General features: G+C 28.7%; 18 protein-coding genes. 16 read left to right on the top strand and 2 right to left on the bottom strand.

Annotation, left to right across the window (positions count from 1 at the left end):
* The first annotated feature begins 31 nt into the window (after positions 1–31).
* The gene (hydF, locus tag NNC19_RS07060; RefSeq protein WP_310937924.1) at positions 32–1,273 is read left to right on the top strand and encodes a [FeFe] hydrogenase H-cluster maturation GTPase HydF; all 1,242 of its coding nucleotides are present in this window, start codon (positions 32–34) and stop codon (positions 1,271–1,273) included.
* Positions 1,274–1,336: 63 nt separating this feature from the next.
* Here hydF and NNC19_RS07055 read toward each other — a convergent pair whose 3' ends face one another.
* Positions 1,337–2,434: an AraC family transcriptional regulator gene (locus tag NNC19_RS07055; RefSeq protein WP_310937923.1), complete on the bottom strand. Its 1,098-nt coding sequence runs from the start codon at positions 2,432–2,434 to the stop codon at positions 1,337–1,339.
* 157 nt (positions 2,435–2,591) lie between these two features.
* Here NNC19_RS07055 and NNC19_RS07050 point away from each other — a divergent pair, with 157 nt between their 5' ends.
* The 5 genes from NNC19_RS07050 (at position 2,592) to NNC19_RS07030 (ending at position 8,149) form a co-directional block, all read left to right on the top strand.
* Positions 2,592–3,866, top strand: coding sequence for a family 1 glycosylhydrolase (locus tag NNC19_RS07050; RefSeq protein WP_310937922.1), 1,275 nt, complete (start codon positions 2,592–2,594; stop codon positions 3,864–3,866).
* Positions 3,867–3,868: 2 nt separating this feature from the next.
* The gene (locus tag NNC19_RS07045) at positions 3,869–5,521 is read left to right on the top strand and encodes a glycoside hydrolase family 43 protein (protein WP_310937921.1); all 1,653 of its coding nucleotides are present in this window, start codon (positions 3,869–3,871) and stop codon (positions 5,519–5,521) included.
* Positions 5,522–5,631: 110 nt separating this feature from the next.
* Positions 5,632–6,498 carry a discoidin domain-containing protein gene (locus NNC19_RS07040; RefSeq protein WP_310937920.1) on the top strand — a complete coding sequence of 289 codons (867 nt, stop codon included), beginning with the start codon at positions 5,632–5,634 and terminating at the stop codon, positions 6,496–6,498.
* 129 nt (positions 6,499–6,627) lie between these two features.
* Positions 6,628–7,632: an isocitrate/isopropylmalate family dehydrogenase gene (locus NNC19_RS07035; protein WP_310937919.1), complete on the top strand. Its 1,005-nt coding sequence runs from the start codon at positions 6,628–6,630 to the stop codon at positions 7,630–7,632.
* 148 nt (positions 7,633–7,780) lie between these two features.
* Entirely contained in the window at positions 7,781–8,149 is a 369-nt protein-coding gene (locus NNC19_RS07030) for a tautomerase family protein (RefSeq protein WP_310937918.1), read from the top strand.
* A 165-nt stretch (positions 8,150–8,314) separates the two neighbouring features.
* Here the strand turns inward: NNC19_RS07030 and NNC19_RS07025 are convergent, their stop codons facing one another.
* The gene (locus tag NNC19_RS07025) at positions 8,315–8,770 is read right to left on the bottom strand and encodes an acyl-CoA thioesterase (RefSeq protein WP_396136401.1); all 456 of its coding nucleotides are present in this window, start codon (positions 8,768–8,770) and stop codon (positions 8,315–8,317) included.
* A 381-nt stretch (positions 8,771–9,151) separates the two neighbouring features.
* Between NNC19_RS07025 and NNC19_RS07020 the strand changes: the two genes are divergently transcribed.
* From NNC19_RS07020 to NNC19_RS06975, 10 genes are all read left to right on the top strand, one after another.
* Positions 9,152–9,505: a hypothetical protein gene (locus tag NNC19_RS07020; RefSeq protein ID WP_310937916.1), complete on the top strand. Its 354-nt coding sequence runs from the start codon at positions 9,152–9,154 to the stop codon at positions 9,503–9,505.
* Positions 9,498–10,211 (top strand): protein kinase family protein, encoded by a 714-nt coding sequence (locus tag NNC19_RS07015; RefSeq protein WP_310937915.1) that lies wholly within the window; start codon positions 9,498–9,500, stop codon positions 10,209–10,211. The genes NNC19_RS07020 and NNC19_RS07015 overlap by 8 nt, the downstream gene beginning before the upstream one ends.
* Before the next feature lie 93 nt (positions 10,212–10,304).
* The gene (locus tag NNC19_RS07010) at positions 10,305–10,871 is read left to right on the top strand and encodes a hypothetical protein (RefSeq protein WP_310937914.1); all 567 of its coding nucleotides are present in this window, start codon (positions 10,305–10,307) and stop codon (positions 10,869–10,871) included.
* A gap of 193 nt (positions 10,872–11,064) precedes the next feature.
* Positions 11,065–12,456 carry a L,D-transpeptidase family protein gene (locus NNC19_RS07005; RefSeq protein ID WP_310937913.1) on the top strand — a complete coding sequence of 464 codons (1,392 nt, stop codon included), beginning with the start codon at positions 11,065–11,067 and terminating at the stop codon, positions 12,454–12,456.
* Between the two features lie 205 nt (positions 12,457–12,661).
* The gene (locus NNC19_RS07000) at positions 12,662–13,342 is read left to right on the top strand and encodes a hydrolase (protein ID WP_310937912.1); all 681 of its coding nucleotides are present in this window, start codon (positions 12,662–12,664) and stop codon (positions 13,340–13,342) included.
* 345 nt (positions 13,343–13,687) lie between these two features.
* Entirely contained in the window at positions 13,688–14,074 is a 387-nt protein-coding gene (locus NNC19_RS06995) for a MerR family transcriptional regulator (RefSeq protein WP_310937911.1), read from the top strand.
* Positions 14,075–14,346: 272 nt separating this feature from the next.
* Positions 14,347–14,721 (top strand): MerR family transcriptional regulator, encoded by a 375-nt coding sequence (locus tag NNC19_RS06990; protein WP_310937910.1) that lies wholly within the window; start codon positions 14,347–14,349, stop codon positions 14,719–14,721.
* Positions 14,722–14,821: 100 nt separating this feature from the next.
* Positions 14,822–16,318, top strand: coding sequence for an MFS transporter (locus tag NNC19_RS06985; RefSeq protein WP_310937909.1), 1,497 nt, complete (start codon positions 14,822–14,824; stop codon positions 16,316–16,318).
* Between the two features lie 444 nt (positions 16,319–16,762).
* Positions 16,763–19,423 carry a DEAD/DEAH box helicase gene (locus NNC19_RS06980; RefSeq protein ID WP_310937908.1) on the top strand — a complete coding sequence of 887 codons (2,661 nt, stop codon included), beginning with the start codon at positions 16,763–16,765 and terminating at the stop codon, positions 19,421–19,423.
* Between the two features lie 9 nt (positions 19,424–19,432).
* Positions 19,433–21,481 carry an ATP-dependent helicase gene (locus NNC19_RS06975; protein ID WP_310937907.1) on the top strand — a complete coding sequence of 683 codons (2,049 nt, stop codon included), beginning with the start codon at positions 19,433–19,435 and terminating at the stop codon, positions 21,479–21,481.
* The last annotated feature ends 63 nt before the right edge of the window (positions 21,482–21,544 follow it).

Genomic DNA, 21,544 nt, shown 5'->3' with positions numbered 1-21,544 from the left:
TATTAAAATAATTCAAGAGGAGTAATAAGATATGAGTTTAAATACAACACCATCTGGAGAAAGAGTACATATTGCTCTATTTGGAATGACTAATGCTGGAAAGTCCAGTATTATAAATGCACTTACAAATCAAGAGATTTCTATTGTTTCTGATGTTAAGGGGACAACTACTGATCCTGTTTATAAAGCTATTGAAATTTTACCTATAGGACCATGTATGATTATTGATACAGCAGGTCTTGATGATGAAAGTGAACTAGGAGAGTCAAGAAAGAAGAAAACTCTTGAAGTTTTAACAAAGACAAATGTTGCATTAGTGGTAATAGACAGTTCTATTGGAATTACTAAAAATGATACAGATATGATAAATCAACTGAAAGGTAAGAAAATACCTATGGTTTGTATCTTTAATAAGGCAGACCAAAAGAGTATGACAAAAGAAGAACTAAGTAATATAGAAAAGGAAATTGGTATCTCAGTTGTTTCTGTTTCTGCACTTAATAAAATTGGGATAGAAGAGTTAAAGAGAAAAATTATAGAGCTAATACCAGATAATGAAGATAAGTTTAAATTAGTAGGAGATCTTTTAAGTCCAGGAGATATAGTCATTCTTGTTACACCTATAGATAAGGCTGCCCCTAAAGGAAGACTTATATTGCCACAACAACAAACTATTAGAGATATAATAGAAAGTGATGCTATAGCTATTGTTACAAAGGAACATGAATTAAGAGAAACTCTTGAAAATTTAAAGAAAAAACCTAAGTTAGTTATAACTGACTCCCAGGTGTTTTTAAAAGCATCAGCAGATACACCTAAAGATATAATGCTTACTTCATTTTCTATATTACAAGCAAGATATAAAGGAGACCTTATTGAGCTTGTAAAAGGTGTAAAAGTATTAGAATCTTTAGAAGATGGAGATAATGTACTTATTTCAGAAGGATGTACACATCATAGACAATGTGATGATATTGGATCAGTTAAAATTCCAAGATGGGTACGTCAAATGACTGGAAAGCAGATAAACTTTGAATATTCTTCAGGAAACACATTTACTGATGATGTTAAGAAATATAAGCTTATTATCCATTGTGGAGGATGTATGCTAAATAGGGCAGCTATGCTTTCAAGAATTAGTAGTGCAGTTGAACATGAGATTCCAATAGTTAATTATGGAGTACTTATAGGATATGTTCAAGGAATTTTAGAAAGAGCTTTAGAGCCATTTCCATTAGCGAAAGAAATTTATGATAATGGTGATTTTATTTAAAAATATTTAACACTATAATTAAAAATAAACATAAAAAAGCAGGTTTTTCTTGCTTTTTTATGTTTAGGTTAATGATTTTCTATATTTCTGTGGTGATATTTTGTAATAATTCTTAAAAGCTCTTGAAAAATGATTACTAGAGTTATAGCCTATATACTCAGATATCTCTTCTATAGATAAATTAGTATTTATAAGGTAGTCTTTAGCATCAGACATCTTTAATTTTTTAACAAGTGCAATAAAATTCAAACCAATATTCTTTTTTATTAAAGTACTTAAATGAGCTTCACTATAATGAAAATGTTCAGCAAGGTCCTTTAAGGTAAGAGTTCTATAGTTATGTTGAATATATTGCAAAATAGATGAAAAGTCACGTTCTGAATCATTATTATAAAATTGTGCTGACTTACCATAATCCCTTAATATTTTAGAAAAAAGTATATTAGCCCAACTTATACTACAATTATTGAAATACTCATCACCTTTAAAAGTTTCTATGACTAAGTTCTTTAATATCATTTTAATATCTTTAGAGTTATCTGTAGAGAACAATAAATAATTAGGTTCTGCCTTTTTATAAAGTATTGTTCTAAAAAAGTAAGAAAGTAAATCCTTTTGAGAAAGGAGCGAAAAGAAAGCAATATCAAATGTACTTTTCTTAATAGCTATGGTAATAACAATAGAATCATTATCATTAATTATAGAGGTATGTATGGAATTAGGTGCTACTATACATATATCTCCATCCTTAAGTGTTCGATTTTCTTTCTCAAATAAAAAATCACAACTACCTTTAAAAACATAATAAATTTCTAAAAAATCATGGGAATGTATCTTGTAACTTTCATAGGTATATTGCCTTGTAACGTAAATGTCAGTATTTCCAGGCATCACATCAGATTCTCCAAGTTCATAATTAGAGTTATATTTAATAATATCATTTATTTGAAGAGGATATGTAGATAAAAATTCCTCAAATTCATTATCAGATAATGTGTTAGATAAAAGTTCTTTAGTCAGATTATCTTTAGAGGTTATATAGTTACCTTTTTCATATAGTTCTAATACAGTCTCTAAAAAACTTTTCCTTTTTCTCTTTACTAAATAAGATTCTGTTAAAGCTGATTGTATCATTTCAGGGGTTACATACATATTTGTCATTTATTCTCCCACCTTTTTAATTATGTAAATAGTATATCAAAATATAATCTAAAAAAAAGCCTGATTTTAATAAAATAGTGGTATGGAGTAAGAAAATATATGGTGTTAAAATGTTTACATGAATACAGAATTAAAGCTTTGTAAGGAGGAAGTAATTATGAAAAAAATATTTCCAGAGGATTTCTTATGGGGAACAGCAACATCAGCTCATCAAGTAGAGGGGAATAATATAAATTCAGACATGTGGGAAGAGGAATATGCTGAAGGTTCACCTTATGCAGATAAATCAGGTGATGCAGTAGATCACTATAGACTTTATAGAGAAGATATTAAATTAATGGCGAGCTTAGGCTTAAAAACATATAGATTTTCCATTGAGTGGGCAAGGATAGAGCCAAAAGCAGGTTATTATTCAAAATCAGAAATAGAGCATTATAGAGATGTTTTAAAAGCATGTCATGAAAATGGAATAACTCCAATGGTAACTATGCACCATTTTACGTCACCAAGATGGCTTATGAGATTTGGAGGTTGGTCAAGTCCTAATACTGCAGATAGATTTGCAAAATACTGTGAAGTTGTATTTGAAGAGCTTGGAGATCTAATTCCATATGCTTTAACTATGAACGAAGCAAACCTTCCAGTAATGCTTCAAGAGTTATTTGTTAATTTCAACTTTATTCCTCCAGTAGGAATAGAAGCTAAATCTTGGACAGCACCAGAGTGGAGAGAATCTGCTGCAAAGTCATGTAGTACAACTATAGATAAATATTTTACATTCCATATGGCATCAGATGAAGCATCTATAAATATTATTAAGGATGCACATCGTAAGGCTTATGTAGCAATTAAGAAGATTAATCCAAATACAAAGGTCGGTTTATCATTAGCTCTTCCAGATATACAGTCTATAGAAGGTGGAGAAGAACTAGCAGAAAAAACATGGCATAAGTATTTCAAACAATTTATAGATACAGTTAAAGATGATGATTTCTTTGGTATTCAAAATTATACTAGGGAAGTATATGGACCAAGTGGACAGGTTCCATTAGCTGAAGAAACTGAAGTTACAGAGTGTGGGTATGAGTATTATCCAGAAGGATTAGCTGGAGCGATAAGAAGAGTATCGAGGGATTTAAATATACCAATTATAGTAACTGAAAATGGAATTGCAACTAAAGATGATTCAAGACGAATAGAGTTTATAAAAAGAGCTATAGATGGTGTACATTCTTGCATTGAAGAGGGAATAGATGTGAAGGGGTATCTTTACTGGAGTACTTTTGATAACTTTGAGTGGACTTTTGGATATAACATGCATTTTGGGGTTATTGATGTAGATAGAACTACTCAAGAAAGAATAGTAAAGGAAAGTGCACATCTATTAGGAAAAATAACTAAAGCAAATGGGCTTATATTAGGAGATGAGTAAATATGGAGAAGAAAACTTTCAATAATCCTATTTTACCAGGATTTTATCCAGATCCATCTATATGTTCTGTGGGAGAAGAATACTATATGATTACTTCTAGCTTTGCATTTTTCCCAGGGATACCAATATTTAAAAGCACTGATCTTGTTAATTGGGAACAAATAGGCCATGTTCTAGATAGGGAGCCTCAATTAAATTTAAGTGGAGCAGGCTATTCAGATGGGATATTTGCTCCTACCATAAGGTACCATAATGGAGTGTTTTATGTTATAACTACCAATATGGGTAATGGAGGAAACTTTATTGTAATAGCAGAAGATGCTAAAGGGCCTTGGTCAGATCCATATTGGATTAAGAATGCAGACGGTATTGATCCATCACTATTTTTTGATGATGATGATAAAGTCTACTATATAGGAACTAGAACTTCCAAAAATCCAGCGTATATGGGGGATCATGAAATTTGGGCTCAAGAGATTGATTTAAACAAAATGGAACTTAAAGGTGAAAGCTATATCCTTTGGAAGGGAGCTTTAAAAAATGCAAGCTTTGTTGAAGGGCCTCACATATATAAGATAAATGATTTTTATTATTTGCTTATTTCAGAAGGGGGCACACAGCACTATCATTCAGTTACAATTGCAAGAAGCAAAAATATATTTGGGATTTATGAAGGAAATCCAGGTAATCCAATATTAACTCACCGTCACCTTGGAAAAAGTTATCCTATTTCAAATCCTGGGCATGCAGATTTAGTTGAAACTAAAAATGGTGAATGGTACATGGTAGCACTTGCTTCTAGACCGTATGGAGGATATTACAAAAACTTAGGAAGGGAAACCTATTTAATTCCAGTAGAGTGGGAAAATGAATGGCCAATAGTAAGTCCTGGAACTGGAAAAATTGAGGCTACTTATCCAATGCCAAAATTACCAACTACTTATGTGAATAAAATGGGAACATTTGATGATTTTAGTGAAGAAGATTTAAGTTACAAATGGAACACTATACGTACACCAAAGAAAAAGTTTTGGAATTTAAGTGAAAGAAAAGGGCACCTTACATTAAAGCTTAGACCAATAAGGATGAAGGATACTCTTAAGCCACCACCATTTGGACCATTTCAGAATTATAAAGTAGAAGGAAATATGGATAGTCCAAGCTTTGTAGGAAGAAGACAGCAGCATATAAATTTTGAAGCTACAACTAAAATGGAATTTAATCCTGAAAATCAAAATGAGGCAGCAGGAATTGCATTAGTTCAAAATGATAATCACCAATATAGACTAGAGTATTCTATAGAGGAAAATCAGAAGTTTATCAGACTTGTTAGATGCATAGCTAAAGTAAATTTAGATTTTCAAAAGGGAACTTTTAGTTATGAGAATATAGAAAGTAAACTTGCTGAAAAAAGTTTTGAATCAGAGGTAATTTATTTAAAGGTAACTGCAAAAGGACAGGATTATAATTTTTACTATGGTTCATCTAAAGAAAAAATGGAGTTATTAGCAGAAAAGGTTGATGGAAGAATATTAAGTTCGGAAGTAGCAGGTGGATTTGTAGGGGTGTATATAGGTTTATTTGCCAGCAGCAATGGTAAGAAAAGTAATAATAGAGCAGAATTTGATTGGTTTGAATACAAAGGTGAAGATTAATTGCAATGGTTGAATATGTTTATCTTGACAATATCTATATTGCCTTTATATACTGATATCTGAGATAATTGGAAAATTTTAATTATGAATAAAGGATGGGGAATAAATATTTGAAAAAATTTATATCAAAAAAACAAATGATTAAAAGAAATCAATTAAGAAAAAAAGCCATTTCAATATTAGGATATCTAATATGTTTAATCTTTATCATACCTAATTTATCAAATTTAGTAAATACCAAGACACATTCAAATGAATATATCTTAGCAAAAAAGCATAATGAAAATTATACACCGAAGTTGAGAATGGAAGAGGTTTCTAAGGCTTTAGCTAAAAAAATCAGTAAGGATATTATTACAGAAATTAATAAAAAGAACTCTAATATTCAAAAAATAATTATTCGAGATAGTAAAGCAACTATAGCAAAAAGTAATGAAACAGAGAAAAACAATTCAGAAAAAAGTAATACCTATCCACCTTCTAGTGTAAATGGTGAAGTTATAAAACAAACAGCTCCGATTCAGGTAGAGGAGCAGCAAGGAGCACCAATTCCAGCAAAGTGGGATAAAGTAACAGCTTCTTCTGAGCTAAATTCAGGTGGCACTACATATAAAGCAAGTTATGTTAATGATATGTATCCTGATACAGCATGGGCAGAAGGTAAGGATGGAGATGGAATTGGTGAGTGGATTAAGTTAGAAAGAAGTACTCCTTTTGTAATAGATGGAGTTGGATTTAGTAATGGGTATCAAAAATCTGAGTATACATATTACGCAAATAATCGTGTTAAAAAAGTTCGTGTAGAACTTTCAGATGGAACAAGTGTAACACAAGAGTTAATAGATAGAATTGGGGGAAATGAAGTTTATTTGGGGAGAGAAATTTCAACTACCTATGTTAAGATTACAATACTTGAAGTATATAAAGGAAACAAATATCAAGATACATGTATATCAAGAATTGAGGCTTATCATTAAATATTTTTATAGTATTAAAGTTTTAGAGGTTGATAAAAGAACTGCATCTTATAATTAGAATATGGTATAATTATAAATGTTTAATTGCAATAAGTAATAAATATTCAAAATAATAAAGGGAGTGATTACATGTACAAGATAACATTAATACCGGGGGATGGAATTGGGCCAGAAGTTGCAAATGCAACCAAAAGATTAATAGAGGCTTCAGGGGTTAAAATTGATTGGGATATACAAGAGGCAGGAGAAAATATGATTAAAGAATATGGAACTCCTCTTCCAGAAGCTGTAAAGGAATCAATAAGAAATAATAAAATTGCAATAAAGGGACCAATCACAACACCAGTTGGTACTGGTTTTAGAAGTGTTAATGTTGCACTTAGAAAAGAATTTGATTTATATGCTAATGTTAGACCAGCTAAAACATATAAAGGAATACCATCAAGATATGAAAATGTAGATATTATTATTGTTAGAGAAAATACAGAAGATCTATATGCTGGTGTAGAGCATATGATTGGAGAAGATGCAGCTGAAAGTATAAAGATATTTACTAGAAAAGGTTGCGAAAGAATAATAAGATATGCTTTTGATTTTGCAAGAAGAGAAGGTAGGAAAAAAGTTACTGCTGTACATAAGGCTAATATCATGAAATGCACCGATGGGATGTATCTTAATATAGCTAGAGAGATTTCAAAAGAATATCCTGATATAGAATTTGAAGATATGATAGTAGATGCAATGTGTATGAATTTAGTTCAAACACCAGAAAATTATGATGTTCTTGTATTACCTAATCTTTATGGTGATATAGTATCTGATTTATGTGCTGGCCTTGTTGGCGGGTTAGGAGTTGCACCAGGTGTAAATATGGGGAAAGACATAGCCATATTTGAAGCTGTACATGGAAGCGCTCCAACTATAGCAGGTAAGAATTTAGCAAACCCAACAGCTATGATGCTTTCAGGAGTACAAATGTTAAGATATCTAGGTGAAACAGAAGCTGCAGATAAAATTGAAAAAGCTATTTCAAAAGTTCTTGCAGAAGGGATATCAGTTACTCATGATTTAGGAGGAAAACTTGGAACATCTGAATATACAGATAAAATCATAGAAACACTTTCTCAAATCTAAGAAAATTAAAATATAAAGATATGTTTTTAGATAAAATTTATGTAAGGGGAAACTCAACTTATAGGAGTTTCTTCTTTTTTATTTATAAGTAAAAAATTATGTTGAGAGAGTACTGTAGTTTATCTATAATATATGAGGGGGGTGATAGATGGTGCCACAAATAAAAATACACATCTCTAATGTAATGAGTATTGAAAGCAAAAATAAAATAGTACAAGCTGTTAGAGAAATAATACCAATTGCTTTAGATTTAGATGAGAAAATTGGACAAGTAATGTTATATGAATCAGAATATAGATCAATTCATGAAAGTAGAGATAAGAACTTTGTGTTTGTAGAAGTTACAATGTTTTCGGGTAGAAGTAATAAGTTTAAAGAAAAACTAGCTGATTTAATAATTTCTGAAATTGCGAAATATGTTGAAGTTAATATAGAAGATATCAATCTTGTTTATTATGAGATGAATTCAAGCAATTATTTCTGGGGAACTACTAAGAAATATATTGAAGAATTATAAAGTTACCCCAATAAATTATAGATAATAAGTTATTTAAATTAGAATTAATATTAAAAAGTCCCAACAGATAGATAGTTAATTAATTATCTGTTGGAATTTTTTTTTGTAAAATAATTATTTCTAAAAACATTTTTTCGATTACTTGGTTTTGATAATTCACATCAATTAAAAATTAGCTAGAGTTTCTTCTAGAATATCTACACCTATAAATTCTTCAATGGCATGATACATTTCTTCATTTTCTCTTTTAAGGGAAACAGGTCTGCCATTTTTATTTAAGAAGCAGTGAGTGCTTAATCCAGTAGTTCTAATTTCCTTAGTAGTAGAATCTATTACTCTGTATGAAATAATGAGTTTAACCCCAGTAAAAGTTTCAATCTTTGGGACAATAATAACTTTATCATCAAAGTGAACCATAGATTTATATTGGCAACTTACACTCATTACAGGACTTATTATTCCACTATCTTCCATGATTTTATAACCAAAGCCTATCTGATCTAAAAAATCAATTCTAGATTCCTCAAACCAACGAATATAATTTGAATGGTGTATAATGCCCATCTGGTCTGTTTCATAATATAGAGCTTTCCTATTATAAAGATTAATATTTTTATTCAATTCTTTTTCCTCCATATTCCCCAAATTAAATAAACTAATTTGATTCTATTCTTCTTCTATTTATAATGTCAAGTGAGTAATGACATTTAGTTATATTTCTTTATTTATTATGAAAGATATATATATTATTAGAAATAAATAAAAGCAATTTATTTGTGAATTATATTCGTAGAAATACATATTTTTTAATATTAAACAGGTAACATAACATGAATTGCTTTCATATTATATTAATATAAGGAAGCTTATAAACGGCTTAAAAAAACAAAAGAGGGGTATAAATTATGGGGTTTTATGTAAATCAATCATGTAAAGGGCATAATCATTATAAAGTGAAGAAATCTAAAAGTAGCGCAAGCAACTCATTTAGTAGTATAAGTAGTGCAAGTAATTCAAGTAGCTCAAGAAGTTCAAGCAATTCAAGAAGTTCAAGTAGCTCAAATAGTTCAAGCAGATCATTTAGTAGTTCAAATAGTTCAAGTAAATCACAAAGCAGCTCAAACAGTAACTCATACAGTAGTTCAAGTAAATCACAAAGCAGCTCAAACAGTAACTCATATAGTAGTTCAAGTAAATCACAAAGTAGCTCAAACAGTAACTCATATAGTAGTTCAGATAGCTCATATAGTAGCTCAGACAGCTCATATAGCAAATATAGCAAACCATATAGTCAATCATATAGCAGATAGAAATATTTTTTGTAAATGTATGAATAGAGATTATTACTATGGATAAATATTATAAAATCAAAGAAATAGTAGAGGGATATTCTATTCTTAAGATATTAGGGGAAGGAAGATATGGAATTGCATATCTGGCTATTAATGATAAAGGTGAAAAATGTATAGTGAAACAATTAAAAAAAGACATGCTTGAAAGAACTAGAGAAAAATTGTTTTATGAGGAGAATTTATTAAAAAGTTTAGACCATGACAACTTCCCTAAGTTTATATCAAAATTTAAAGACAAATACAGAGAAGGCTATATATTAGGATATATAGAAGGAAAAGTATTTGAAGATATATTAGCTAGAGATGGACATGAATTTAGCAAAAATGAAATTTATCAGATTGGGAGTCAACTTTTAGAAATGATAGAGATATTGCATAATAAAAATATAGTACACCGAGATATTAGACTTCCTAATGTAATCTTAAAAGAAAATAAAGAACTAGCTCTAATAGATTTTGGACTAGCTAGAATTATAGACAATCAGAAATATGAACGAGAAATAGACTACTGGTTTATAGGAGATTTTTTAATTCATTTATATTATTCATCTTACAAAGAAACTGACTCAGAAGAAAAACCTTGGTATGAAGAACTAGATTTAAATTCAGAAGAAAAGATTTTCCTAAAAAAGCTCATGAATATTGATGGGAACTATAAAAGCATTGAAGAGATAAAACAGCAACTAGAAAAAATTAAAAATATGAATTGACATTAAAAAGAAACCATGTGATTTGATATCTTAGTATTTACATCACATGGTTTTTCCAAATAATAATTGGATTGAATAGAGGAGTTGTATATTGTGTCAAATTCAATTGAAATAATAAAAATATACCCTGAAAGTTTTAGAGCAAATGTATATTCAAAAAAGCCTTTTAGAATGATTGGATTAATAGATGTTAATATTAAATATGTTTATGGAATAGAAAGAGTAACATTAGCTTATTTTAGGTCATCAGGAACTAATAGTGGGAAAATAAAAGGATTATGGTATCCTATATTGGGGATAAAGACATTTTCAGGAAGATTCAGAGAGTTTACTGATTATATTAATTTTGTTTTAGCAAACTCTACTAGAGGGAGAAAAGCTGATGATGGTTGGTTAGCTAAATCATTATTTTTTTCTAAGGGAAATGAAGATAAATATAAAATTAGAGGATTCTCAAATGGAATGCATTATGAAAGTCTTTTAGAAATAGGAAAAAGGTTAAGAGATTTATATGAAAAAGATAAATTTTATCAAATGGACTCATTGGGCGCTTTGGAATTAAATAGTATATTAACTTCGAAAGAAATATATCTGAATAATGGACATACTCAAAGAGAAAATTTTGAGAAATTTATTCAAGATATATTTAATGGGGATTGATATTTAAATAGATTTTATAAAAGTTTGTTGGAGAAAACTCTGATGAACTTTTTTGCATTTGAAAAAGATAAATCAATTAAAACTTTTTTATATAAGTGTTTTTATATATTAAGTTTTAAAATATAAAATTCAATCATATTATAAATTAATTATTATGTTAAAAATTTATTTAGAATAAGGGATAAAAATCAATATGGGAATTAGAATAAAAGAATTTTTTAAAAGTAAGCTTATAGGAAAATATATTATAATAATAGCCTCAATTTTATTAGTATATCTAATTATTTCATTATATTTTGCAAATCATTATTTTTTCAATACAGTAATAAATGGAGTAAATGTATCACTAAAATCACATAATGAAGCAAATGATATATTTAAATCGTATACTAATGATTATAAAATACAGTTAATTGAAAGGAATGGAGAAATTGAAGAAATACTAGGACAAGATATAGGCATTAAATATAATGAAAATAGTGATATTTCAAAGATTTATAACTCACAGAATTCATTTAAATGGATAAGTGCTATATTAAATAAACAAGAATATTATGTAGAGGATTTTTTTACTTACAATAATGATAACTTAGAAAATAAAATAAATAAATTAAATTGTTTAAACAATGAGGTCATAGAATCTCAAAATGTAGGCTTTAAGTATATAAATGGAACTTATGAAGAGGTTAAAGAGGTATATGGGAATAAGATATATAAAGATAAATTAAATGAAGCTATTAAAGCAAGTATATTAAAAGGAAAAACAAAATTGGATTTAGATGAAAATCTTTGTTATGATGATCCCAAATATACTTTAAGTTCAGAAAAAACTAGTGAAACTAAGGATTTGTTAAATAAGTATGTATCAGCGAAAATAACTTATTTATTTGGAAATAAAAGTGAAGTAGTAGATAAGGAGATAATAAATAAGTGGCTTAGTGTTAATGATAATTTAGATATAGTAATAAATGAAAAATTGGCATTTGAATATATGCAAGGATTAAGTAAAAAATATGACACTGTTGGTATAACAAGAAAATTTAAATCATCTGCAAATAAAATTTTGGATGTCAAAGGTGGTTTTTATGGCTGGAAAATTGATTGTTATGCTGAGAGAAAAGCTTTATTAGAAAATATAAAAATTGGTGAATCAATTGAAAAAGAACCTATATATGTTCAAAAGGCCTTGTATAGAGATGAAAATGATATTGGAAATACTTATGTAGAAATAAATATAACAAGACAATATTTATGGTTTTATAAGAATGGAAAACTTATAACTCAAGGAGATGTGGTAACAGGAAATCCTAATAAAGGGAACTCTACAAAGTTAGGAGTTTATATGCTTAATTATAAACAAAAAGGATCAACTTTAAGAGGAGAGAATTATGAGACAAATGTAACTTATTGGATGCCTTTTAATGGCAATATAGGGATACATGATGCAAGTTGGAGAAATTCTTTTGGAGGTACAATATATAAGGGAAACGGAACTCATGGATGTGTAAATGCTCCATTATATTTAGCTAAAACAATTTTTGAAAATATAGAAGGTGGAACTCCTATTATTTGCTATGAAGAATAGAATGTAAAAAAATTTGAATAAAAATTTTCCTATTTATTGTTATATTTATTATGATACAACAGTTGATAGGAAATTTTTTTGTTTTCAAGATATGAATAGATAATATACAAAGATGAAAAAATACTAAGAAAGCTATAAAAATCTTTAATAGGTAAGATTATCTAGATTGATAAACTTGTAAATTCATTTATAGAGGGGAAAAATTATGATAAAAAAAGAAGAAAAGTTTGTTCCACAAATAAAAGGTACATTAAGAAATTATGTGGTTGAGGTGCCTAAGGTCATTAAAAATTGTGGAGGTATTGAGATTTTTGGTAAAAGGATAAAGTCTCTACTATATAGTACTGATGTTGCATTAATAAGAAATAGTAATGCAGATGCCATAATTGCAGTATACCCATTTACTCCACAACCACTGATAACACAGGCTCTTGTTATGGCAGCAGATGTTCCAGTATTTTGTGGTGTAGGAGGTGGAATAACTCAAGGGAAAAGAGTTATAAATATAGCCATGGATGCAGAATTTAAAGGAGCAATAGGAGTTGTTGTAAATGCACCAACAAGCAATGAAGTAGTTAAAAAACTTAGGGCAACTATAGATATACCTATTATAGTAACAGTTGTATCTGAAAATGAGGATTTCGCTAAAAGAATAAAATCTGGAGCAACAATTTTAAATGTATCTGGAGGTAAGAATACATCAAAAATAGTTAACACAATTAGAAAAAATTTTCAGGATATACCAATAATAGCAACGGGAGGGCCTACAGATGAATCTATAAATGAAACCATACAAGCAGGAGCCAATGCAATTATCTTTTCTCCAAAGGTCTCATCATCTGGTATTTTGTGTGAAATAATGAATGAATATAGAAAAGAGTTATAAGTAAAATTTTTTATATAGAAAATAATATAAATTTAGAATGTTGTAATATCAGAAAAAGTAGTCATAGGACTACTTTTCTGTTTAATAGTATTAGTGATAATTAAACTGATTTTACTTGATTGTTACCTTTATCATTATTATTTTTACCTTTCATTTTATCAACATTACTCTTATCATTTTTGTTTCTATTGTATTGGGAACTGCCCATTAACATCACCACCTTATTTTATTTTTATTATTTACAGAAAAAAGTTATGCTATTCATAGCTATCTAATATAAAGAAATAAATTATTGACTGTGAATAGAGTCTAAGTGTTATAATGTCAGGGAAGAGGTGATTTCATATGACAATTACAGAAGTAAGTAAAAAATATAAACTTTCAGCAGATACACTTAGATACTATGAACGTGTTGGACTGATTCCAGAAGTGAATCGTAGTAAGAGTGGAATTAGAGACTATACTGAGGAAGATTGTAGATGGGTAGAATTTATAAAATGCATGAGAAGTGCAGGTCTTCCAATTGAAATATTAATTGAGTATGTTACACTTTTTCAAAAAGGTGATGAAACTGTTTTGGCAAGAAAAGAGTTGTTAGTAGAACAACGTAAACAGTTAATAGAGAAAATGGAAAATATGAAAAAAACACTAGAACGTTTAGACTACAAGATAAAAGTATATGAAGAAATAGTGACTAAAAAAGAAAAGGAATTAAAAAGAACAGATAATTAGCATTGTGATATTTAAAATATGGAAATTTAAATTGAAGTACTCTTTACACTTACTTTTAAATTAGAAAGTGTAAAGAGTTTTTTTATAAAGTTTTTCAGTTAAGTTTTCATTTTACAAGTTTTTTTATAAAGGTTACTTGACTTAGAGTTAACTCTAAGTGATATGCTTGAGTAGGGTGATTTTATTATGGAATATAGAATTTTGGGAAGAACAGGAATAAAGGTAAATGCTATAGGTATTGGTGGAGAAGGATTTGATGGAGGTGAAGTTATATGACCATTACAGAGGTAAGTAAAAAATTTGATCTTTCTCAAGATACTCTTCGATATTATGAACGAATTGGATTAATTCCTAGTGTTAATCGCAATAAAAGTGGGATTAGAGATTATACAGAAGAAGATTGTAATTGGGTTAATTTTGTTAAATGTATGCGTAATTCAGGGCTTAAAATTGAAGTGTTGATTGAGTATATACAATTGTTTCAACAAGGTGATGAAACAATTGAGACAAGAAAAGAGCTTCTAAAGGAGCAACATAAACAACTTGAAACAAGAATAGAGGATATGAAAAAAACTCTTGAAAGGCTAGAGTTTAAAATTTCAAAATATGAAGATAAAATAATTGAAAAGGAAAAAATGTTACTGTAAGGTGATTTATAACCAAAGAATAACAAATAGATTTTCAAGCTATATGTTTTCAATTGAGCATATAGCTTGGAATTAAAATTCAAAAAGGAGTTTTCAAAAGATGAGTAAGAAAGGAACTTTGATTGTAACACTAGCACTGTTATTATCAAATGCAATGGCAGGGTTAGATGGGACAATTGTTAACACTGCTTTACCAGCAATCATAAGTGATTTACATGCACTTCAATACATGGGATGGATAGTAGCTGTTTTTTTATTAGGAATGGCGGTAGTAACTCCACTCTGGAGTAAATTAGGAGAACGTATCGGTAACAGAAGAACTTATCAGATAGCTACATTATTATTTGCAACTGGTTCGGTATTTCAAGCATTATCAAGCAATATTATCATTTTCTTGATTGCAAGAGCTGTTATGGGAATAGGTGCAGGTGGAATGAATACTATTCCATTTATTATTTATGCAGACTTATATACTGATTTAAAGAAGAGGGCAAAGGTTATTGGGTATGCTACAGCAAGCTTTAGTGCAGCTTCAATTATTGGACCACTAATTGGTGGTTGGATAGTAGACACGTTTAGTTGGCATTGGGTATTCTATATTAATATTCCAATTGCATTAATTTCAATAGTAAGTGTTCAAATTTTCTTTAAAGAACCTAAAAGAATTTCTTCAGGTGAAAAAGTTGATTATTTAGGTGCTGGCATAATGGTAATCAGTTTAGTAACACTTTTAACAGGAATTCAAATGATAGAGACAGGTTCATTAAGTTTAGTTAGCATATTAATTATTTTTGGTTTAATTTTATTAGGTGTATTATTTAAAGTCGAAGAAAAGGCTATTGATCCTATAATTCCTAATAGACTTTTTAAAAATAAACCACTAGTGATTGATTTTATACTATTTTCTATTTTATGGGGAGCTTTTGTTGCTTTTAATATCTACATACCAATGTGGGCACAAGGATTAATGGGTGTAAGTGCATTAATTGGAGGAGCAACTCAGATTCCAGGCTCTATTACAAATTTTGTTGGTTCAGTGGTTGGATCATCTATGCAAGCACAAGTTGGTAAATACCGTATGATAGCCTTTGGAACTTTATCTTTTATAATTGCCTTTGGTATTATGGTGTTATCTGGAATGAGTGTGCCATTATGGTTTCTATTAGTAGCAGGAGCATTTCAAGGTTTTGGTCTAGGATTAAGTTTTAATGTTTTACAAATTAGTGTACAAGAAGATGCAGAAAAAAGAGATATTCCAATTGCAACATCATTTGCATACCTTTTACGTATTTTGAGTCAAACATTTATGTCATCAATATATGGGGTAATTCTAAATCATGCCTTGATTAAAGGTGTATCTGAATCTAATGGAATAATTTCTATTGATATGTTAAATAAATTAAGCGATTCTCAAAGTGCAGGGGATTTGCCTAAAAATTTATTACCACTTATGAAACAGGTTATGTATGGTGGGTTACATAATATAGTATTAATTGCACTAGTGCTATTAGTACTAGCTTTACTTTTTAATATTGTAATACAATTAAAAATACAAAAAAGAAAATTTTTAAATAATTCTATTTTAGAAGAGTTATAGAATTTAATCATAGGTAAAAAATTTGTAAGTGTTACTTGGCTTGGAGTTAACTCAAAGTGATAAGCTTAATTTTGAAAAGAAAAGTTATTTAATTATACTCAAACAAAAGAAAAGTATAAAGCTACCTAAATTTTAATAGTAAAGTTTTGGTGGCTTTATTAGATAATACAGGATATATGGAAAATTTCAAAGCATTTAGGCAGAACAACTACATATAGATTTGTTTCTCTAGTTCATAAAAACAACATATCAATTGGTTTAAATTTCTTCTGAAATAGTTTATTCTATGATCAACTACCACTTTAATATTTTCTAACCATCACCAACACTTTTTGAATACACATTACTATAAAGAAATTTAATATATATTGTGGCTATAATAGTAAATTTGTTTCAAATTTGATATATAATTAAAAGTAATTTAGCAGAATAGGAGAAATACTGATGAATCTAAATCATTTAATTATATATAAAAAAACAATACCAAAGAGAGAAGGAAAGTATTCAAATTTTCCAAACAAATTATCTAAGGAATTATGTGGATATCTTTTTCAAAAAGGAATTACAAAATTATATTCTCATCAAGCAGAGATGTTTGAGAAAGCAGTAGAAAATAATAATATTGTTATAACAACCTCTACAGCCAGTGGAAAAACTCTGGGTTTTTTACTACCAGTTCTTAATGAAATTTTATCAAATCCACTGGCAAGAGCAATTTTTATATATCCTACAAAAGCACTGGCAAGTGATCAATACCGTGCTATACAGCCTTATCTAGAATATTTCGGAGAAAATAGAATTTCAGCAGGAGTATATGATGGAGATACACCTGTAAATGAAAGAAGTAGAATTAGAAAAAGTGCAAATATTATTTTAACAAATCCAGAAATGATAAACTCTGCATTTTTACCTAACCATAGCAAGTTTGGATTTGATTTTATATTTTCTAATTTAAAATATATAGTAATTGATGAATTACATACTTATAGAGGAGCATTTGGTTCACATCTTGCAAATGTATTTAGAAGAGTAAAAAGAATATGCAAATATTATAATTCTTCACCACAATATTTATGCAGTTCAGCAACTATAGCAAATCCCGTTGAATTAGCAGAAGAAATCTGTGGACAGAAATTTATTAAAGTGGATAAAGATGGTTCACCTGCATCCAAAAGAAAATATAATCTTATCCAGCCTCCAAAGATTATGGGAAAGGATAAAAAATATTATGGGCAAGTACATACAACAGCTGTTGCAGCAGATTTATTACCTAAGTTAGTAGAAAATGATGTTAACTTTATTGCTTTTGCAAAATCACGAAGAAATGTTGAAGTAGTGTTAAAAGAAGCTAGAGATAAATTGGAAACGGAAAACTATTTGAGAGAGTCTTTAGGAGATAAAATATCTGGGTATAGGGGAGGTTATACCCCAGTTGAACGTAAAGAAATTGAAAATAAAATGATTACAGGAGCCTTATGTGGATTAGTATCAACAAATGCTTTAGAACTTGGAATAGATATTGGAAAAATAGATACAACAGTATTAGTTGGATATCCAGGAACTAGGGCTTCTTTCTGGCAGCAAACAGGAAGAGCAGGTAGAAGTGGAAATGGATGTAGCAATTATTTGATTTTAGACAGTTTGCCTTTTGATCAGTATATAGCAATTAACCCAGATTGGCTTTTTGAAAATGGCAGTGAGAATGCAGTAATAGATAAAAATAATCTTTTAATACAACTTGCACATATACGTGCTGCAGCAGCTGAAATACCGTTGACATTAGATGATACTTCTCTTTTTCCAGACTTAGGAGAAACTATTCCTGTTTTAATTAAAGCAAAGGAGTTAAACAGTCAAAGTGGTAAATTTACATGGTGTGGAAATTCCTTTCCAGCAGGAGATTTTAGTTTAAGAAATATAGATAAATCTAGATACAAACTGATTAATAAGGAAAATAATAAAGAGATTACAGAAATGGATGAAATGCAAGCTTTTCGTGAGATTCATAATGGAGCAATTTATATGCATGATGGTTTTCAGTATCAGGTTATAAATCTTGATTTGGAAAGTAAAACTGCATTTGCAATCCCTTTTACAGGAAACTATTATACAATGCCAGGAAGTAATACGAATATTAGAATAATTCAAGGAAGTAAGGAACTTGATTATAAAAGAATAAAAGTTGAATTTGGTGATGTAAATGTGGATGAAATTGTTTATATGTTTAAAAAATTGCAATTTCATAATCATCAAAATTTAGGCTTTCAACAGTTAGAAAGACCTTTATCTAAAGATTATGATACAGAAAGTATTTGGATAAGTATTCCTCATAATGTTGTTAAAACTTATAGAAGACTTTTAAAAGAAAGTGAGAATGGAAAATTAATAAGAAACAATCACTTTGAAGGGCTATGCTATGCAATTAAAACTGCTACTAGAATGGTTACTATGACAGAAGAAGAGGATATAGGGGTTACTATGTCTAATGATGCAGTAGGAATTGAAGAAGTATTTGGTGATTCTGTGTCTATGTTTATCTATGATAAGTATATAGGTGGTTTAGGTTATGCAGAAAAGTCATTTGATTTAATTGGACAGATTATAGAAAATGCAATTAAGATGGTCAATGGATGTACATGTGAAAATGGTTGTGTAGCATGTATTGGAGATTATAAATTAGATAAGAATATGGTTTTATGGGGATTAAAGAATCTATTAGAAGAAATAGAACCACCTAAAGATATTAAACTAGTGGAATATGCTCCTTCAACCTTTATTAAAAAACAATTTCAATTTAGTGAATTAGAAGTTAGATGGAAAGAATTTTGTGAATACTTATTAGAAAATAGAGATACATTTGCAACATTTTTAAGCACTATTCCTAAAATAGAGATAGCTGGTAATATTCTAACTTTAGTGCTGAATAGCACTTTTTATAAAGAATGGGTAATGGAAGAAAGTAATAAAAAAAGCTTAATAAATATTTTTTCTTTTTATACAGATGCTCCAGTAAGAATAGAGATAAGAGTAAGAGTTGAAGCTGAAGAAGATAGAAGAGATGTAAAAAGTAAATTGCAAAGAAGATATGAAAATCTTTTGGAATAGGAGGATATAATGCATTATAAAAAAGAATTAGAGAGATTAAATCAATATCAAAAAGAAGCAGTTTTAGATGAAAGTGATACATGTGTGATAAATGCAAATGTTGGAAGTGGAAAAACAACAGTTTTAATCTCAAAGATACTCTATCTTCATTATGAAAAAAATATTAATTATAATGATATGATTGTTTTAACATTTACAAATAAAGCTGCCAATGAAATTAAGGAAAGATTAATATCTTCTGATAAGAGTGTAAATTGGGATGATTTAGAAAGTTTTGGAACATTTCATAGTGTAGCTCTTCATTTGCTGAAAAACAAATTATATATAGAAGAAATGGGATATACAAAGGATTTTATAGTTATAAATCCAGAAGAAGAGATAAATATGGCTATGGAAAGCATAGAAGAAAAAAAACTCACTATTAAATATAAAAATAGATTAAAGAAAAGGTTAGAACAAGCTATGTCAATTGATAAAGAAGAAGAAAAAGTCTCAAGGTATAATGATGATATTTTTAAGCTTGTTCAGGTATTAAAAGAAGAAAAGATTAAACAAAATAAGATGACTTTTTCAGATCTTTTGAAAAATGCAAATTATTTATTAGAGGATTACAATATAGGAGCAAAATGGATTATTATTGATGAGATTCAAGATAGCGATAAATTGCAGCTTGATTTTATGGATAAATTAAAAAGTAATGATACTAAATTATTTGCAGTAGGTGATCCAAATCAAGTTATTTACAGTTGGCGTGGAAGTGCATTTAATGTGTTTTATATATTAAGGAATAAATATGGAGCAAAGGAATTATCTCTCCCAATTAATTATCGTTCTAGTAGTTCAATTTTAGAAGTGGCAAAATATTTTTGGGAGGGAGGAGAAAGCCTTGAAGGAATGCGTGAGTTAGGAAATAAAATTACAGTAAAAAGTCATTATAATGCATTTAATGAAGCTTCATATATAGCAGATAAAATTAAAGAAATACATGAATTGGGTGTTGACTATAATGAAATTGCTATCTTTTATAGATTACAAGATCAGTCTAGAGTTTTAGAAGATGTATTTTTGAAAAATCATATTCCATATGAAGTTTCTCTAAGAAAAACCATAGGGGATATTCCAGTGCTAAATTGGGTAATCAAATTATTAAGATTTTCTTTAAATCCTAAAGATTTCACATCAGGAATTTATGTTCTTAGTAATAAGGATTATGGAGAAAGAATAAAGGAAGAAGAAGCAAGAAAAATATTAAAAGAACCAAATTTATTTATACCTAACTTACTTGAAAAAATGAATGAGTTTATGAGTAAATGTTCTAATATTACAAAATCAGATGAGATTTATAATTATTTTGAATTTGATAAATATATAAGACCAACATCTTCTACATATAAAGAAGATAAGAAATTTATTTGTAATTTATTAGATATTATTATGGAATATATTAAGGAAAAGAAAATGATATTTTTAAATGGTCTTAGAGATTTTATAAATTCTTCTGCATTGTATGGAATAAATTTTTTGAAGAAAGATATAAAAAGTGATATAGATTCTGTTAGACTTATGACTTTACATGCTTCAAAAGGATTAGAATTTTCTTATGTCTTTATTACAGGAGTTAATTATGGATTAATACCACTAAATACTAAGGATAAAGATGAGGATGAAGAACGAAGATTATTTTTTGTTGGGATTACTAGAGCAAAAGATTACCTAGAACTTTCTTATTATACAAATCCAGATACTTATGGAACAATTCCAGGGGCAAGTAGATATATCACTGTAATACCAGATAAATTAATTGAGGAAGATACAAATAAAAATGAAAATGTAAATTTGCAAGAACTTAAAAAACAGATTCAACAAGCAAAAAATGAAAAAATAGAAGAAGTATCAGAAGAACTGCCAGTAAATGAAGCACCAGAAAAGCAGGTAAGACATAAGAAATATGGAGATGGGAAAGTATTAAAAGAAGATGATATGATGATTGAAGTTGAATTTGAGAATTATGGGGTAAAAGAATTTATAAAGGCATTTAGTGAATTAGAATTTTTATAATCTATTAAGAAAATACTATCAACAACATATAAAAATGGTAGTATTTTTTTATTTTAGGATTAA

It is taken from the genome of Clostridium sp. SHJSY1, assembly GCF_031626875.1.
Taxonomy (GTDB): domain Bacteria; phylum Bacillota; class Clostridia; order Clostridiales; family Clostridiaceae; genus Clostridium.
This window is presented reverse-complemented; position numbering and strand designations above follow the sequence as displayed.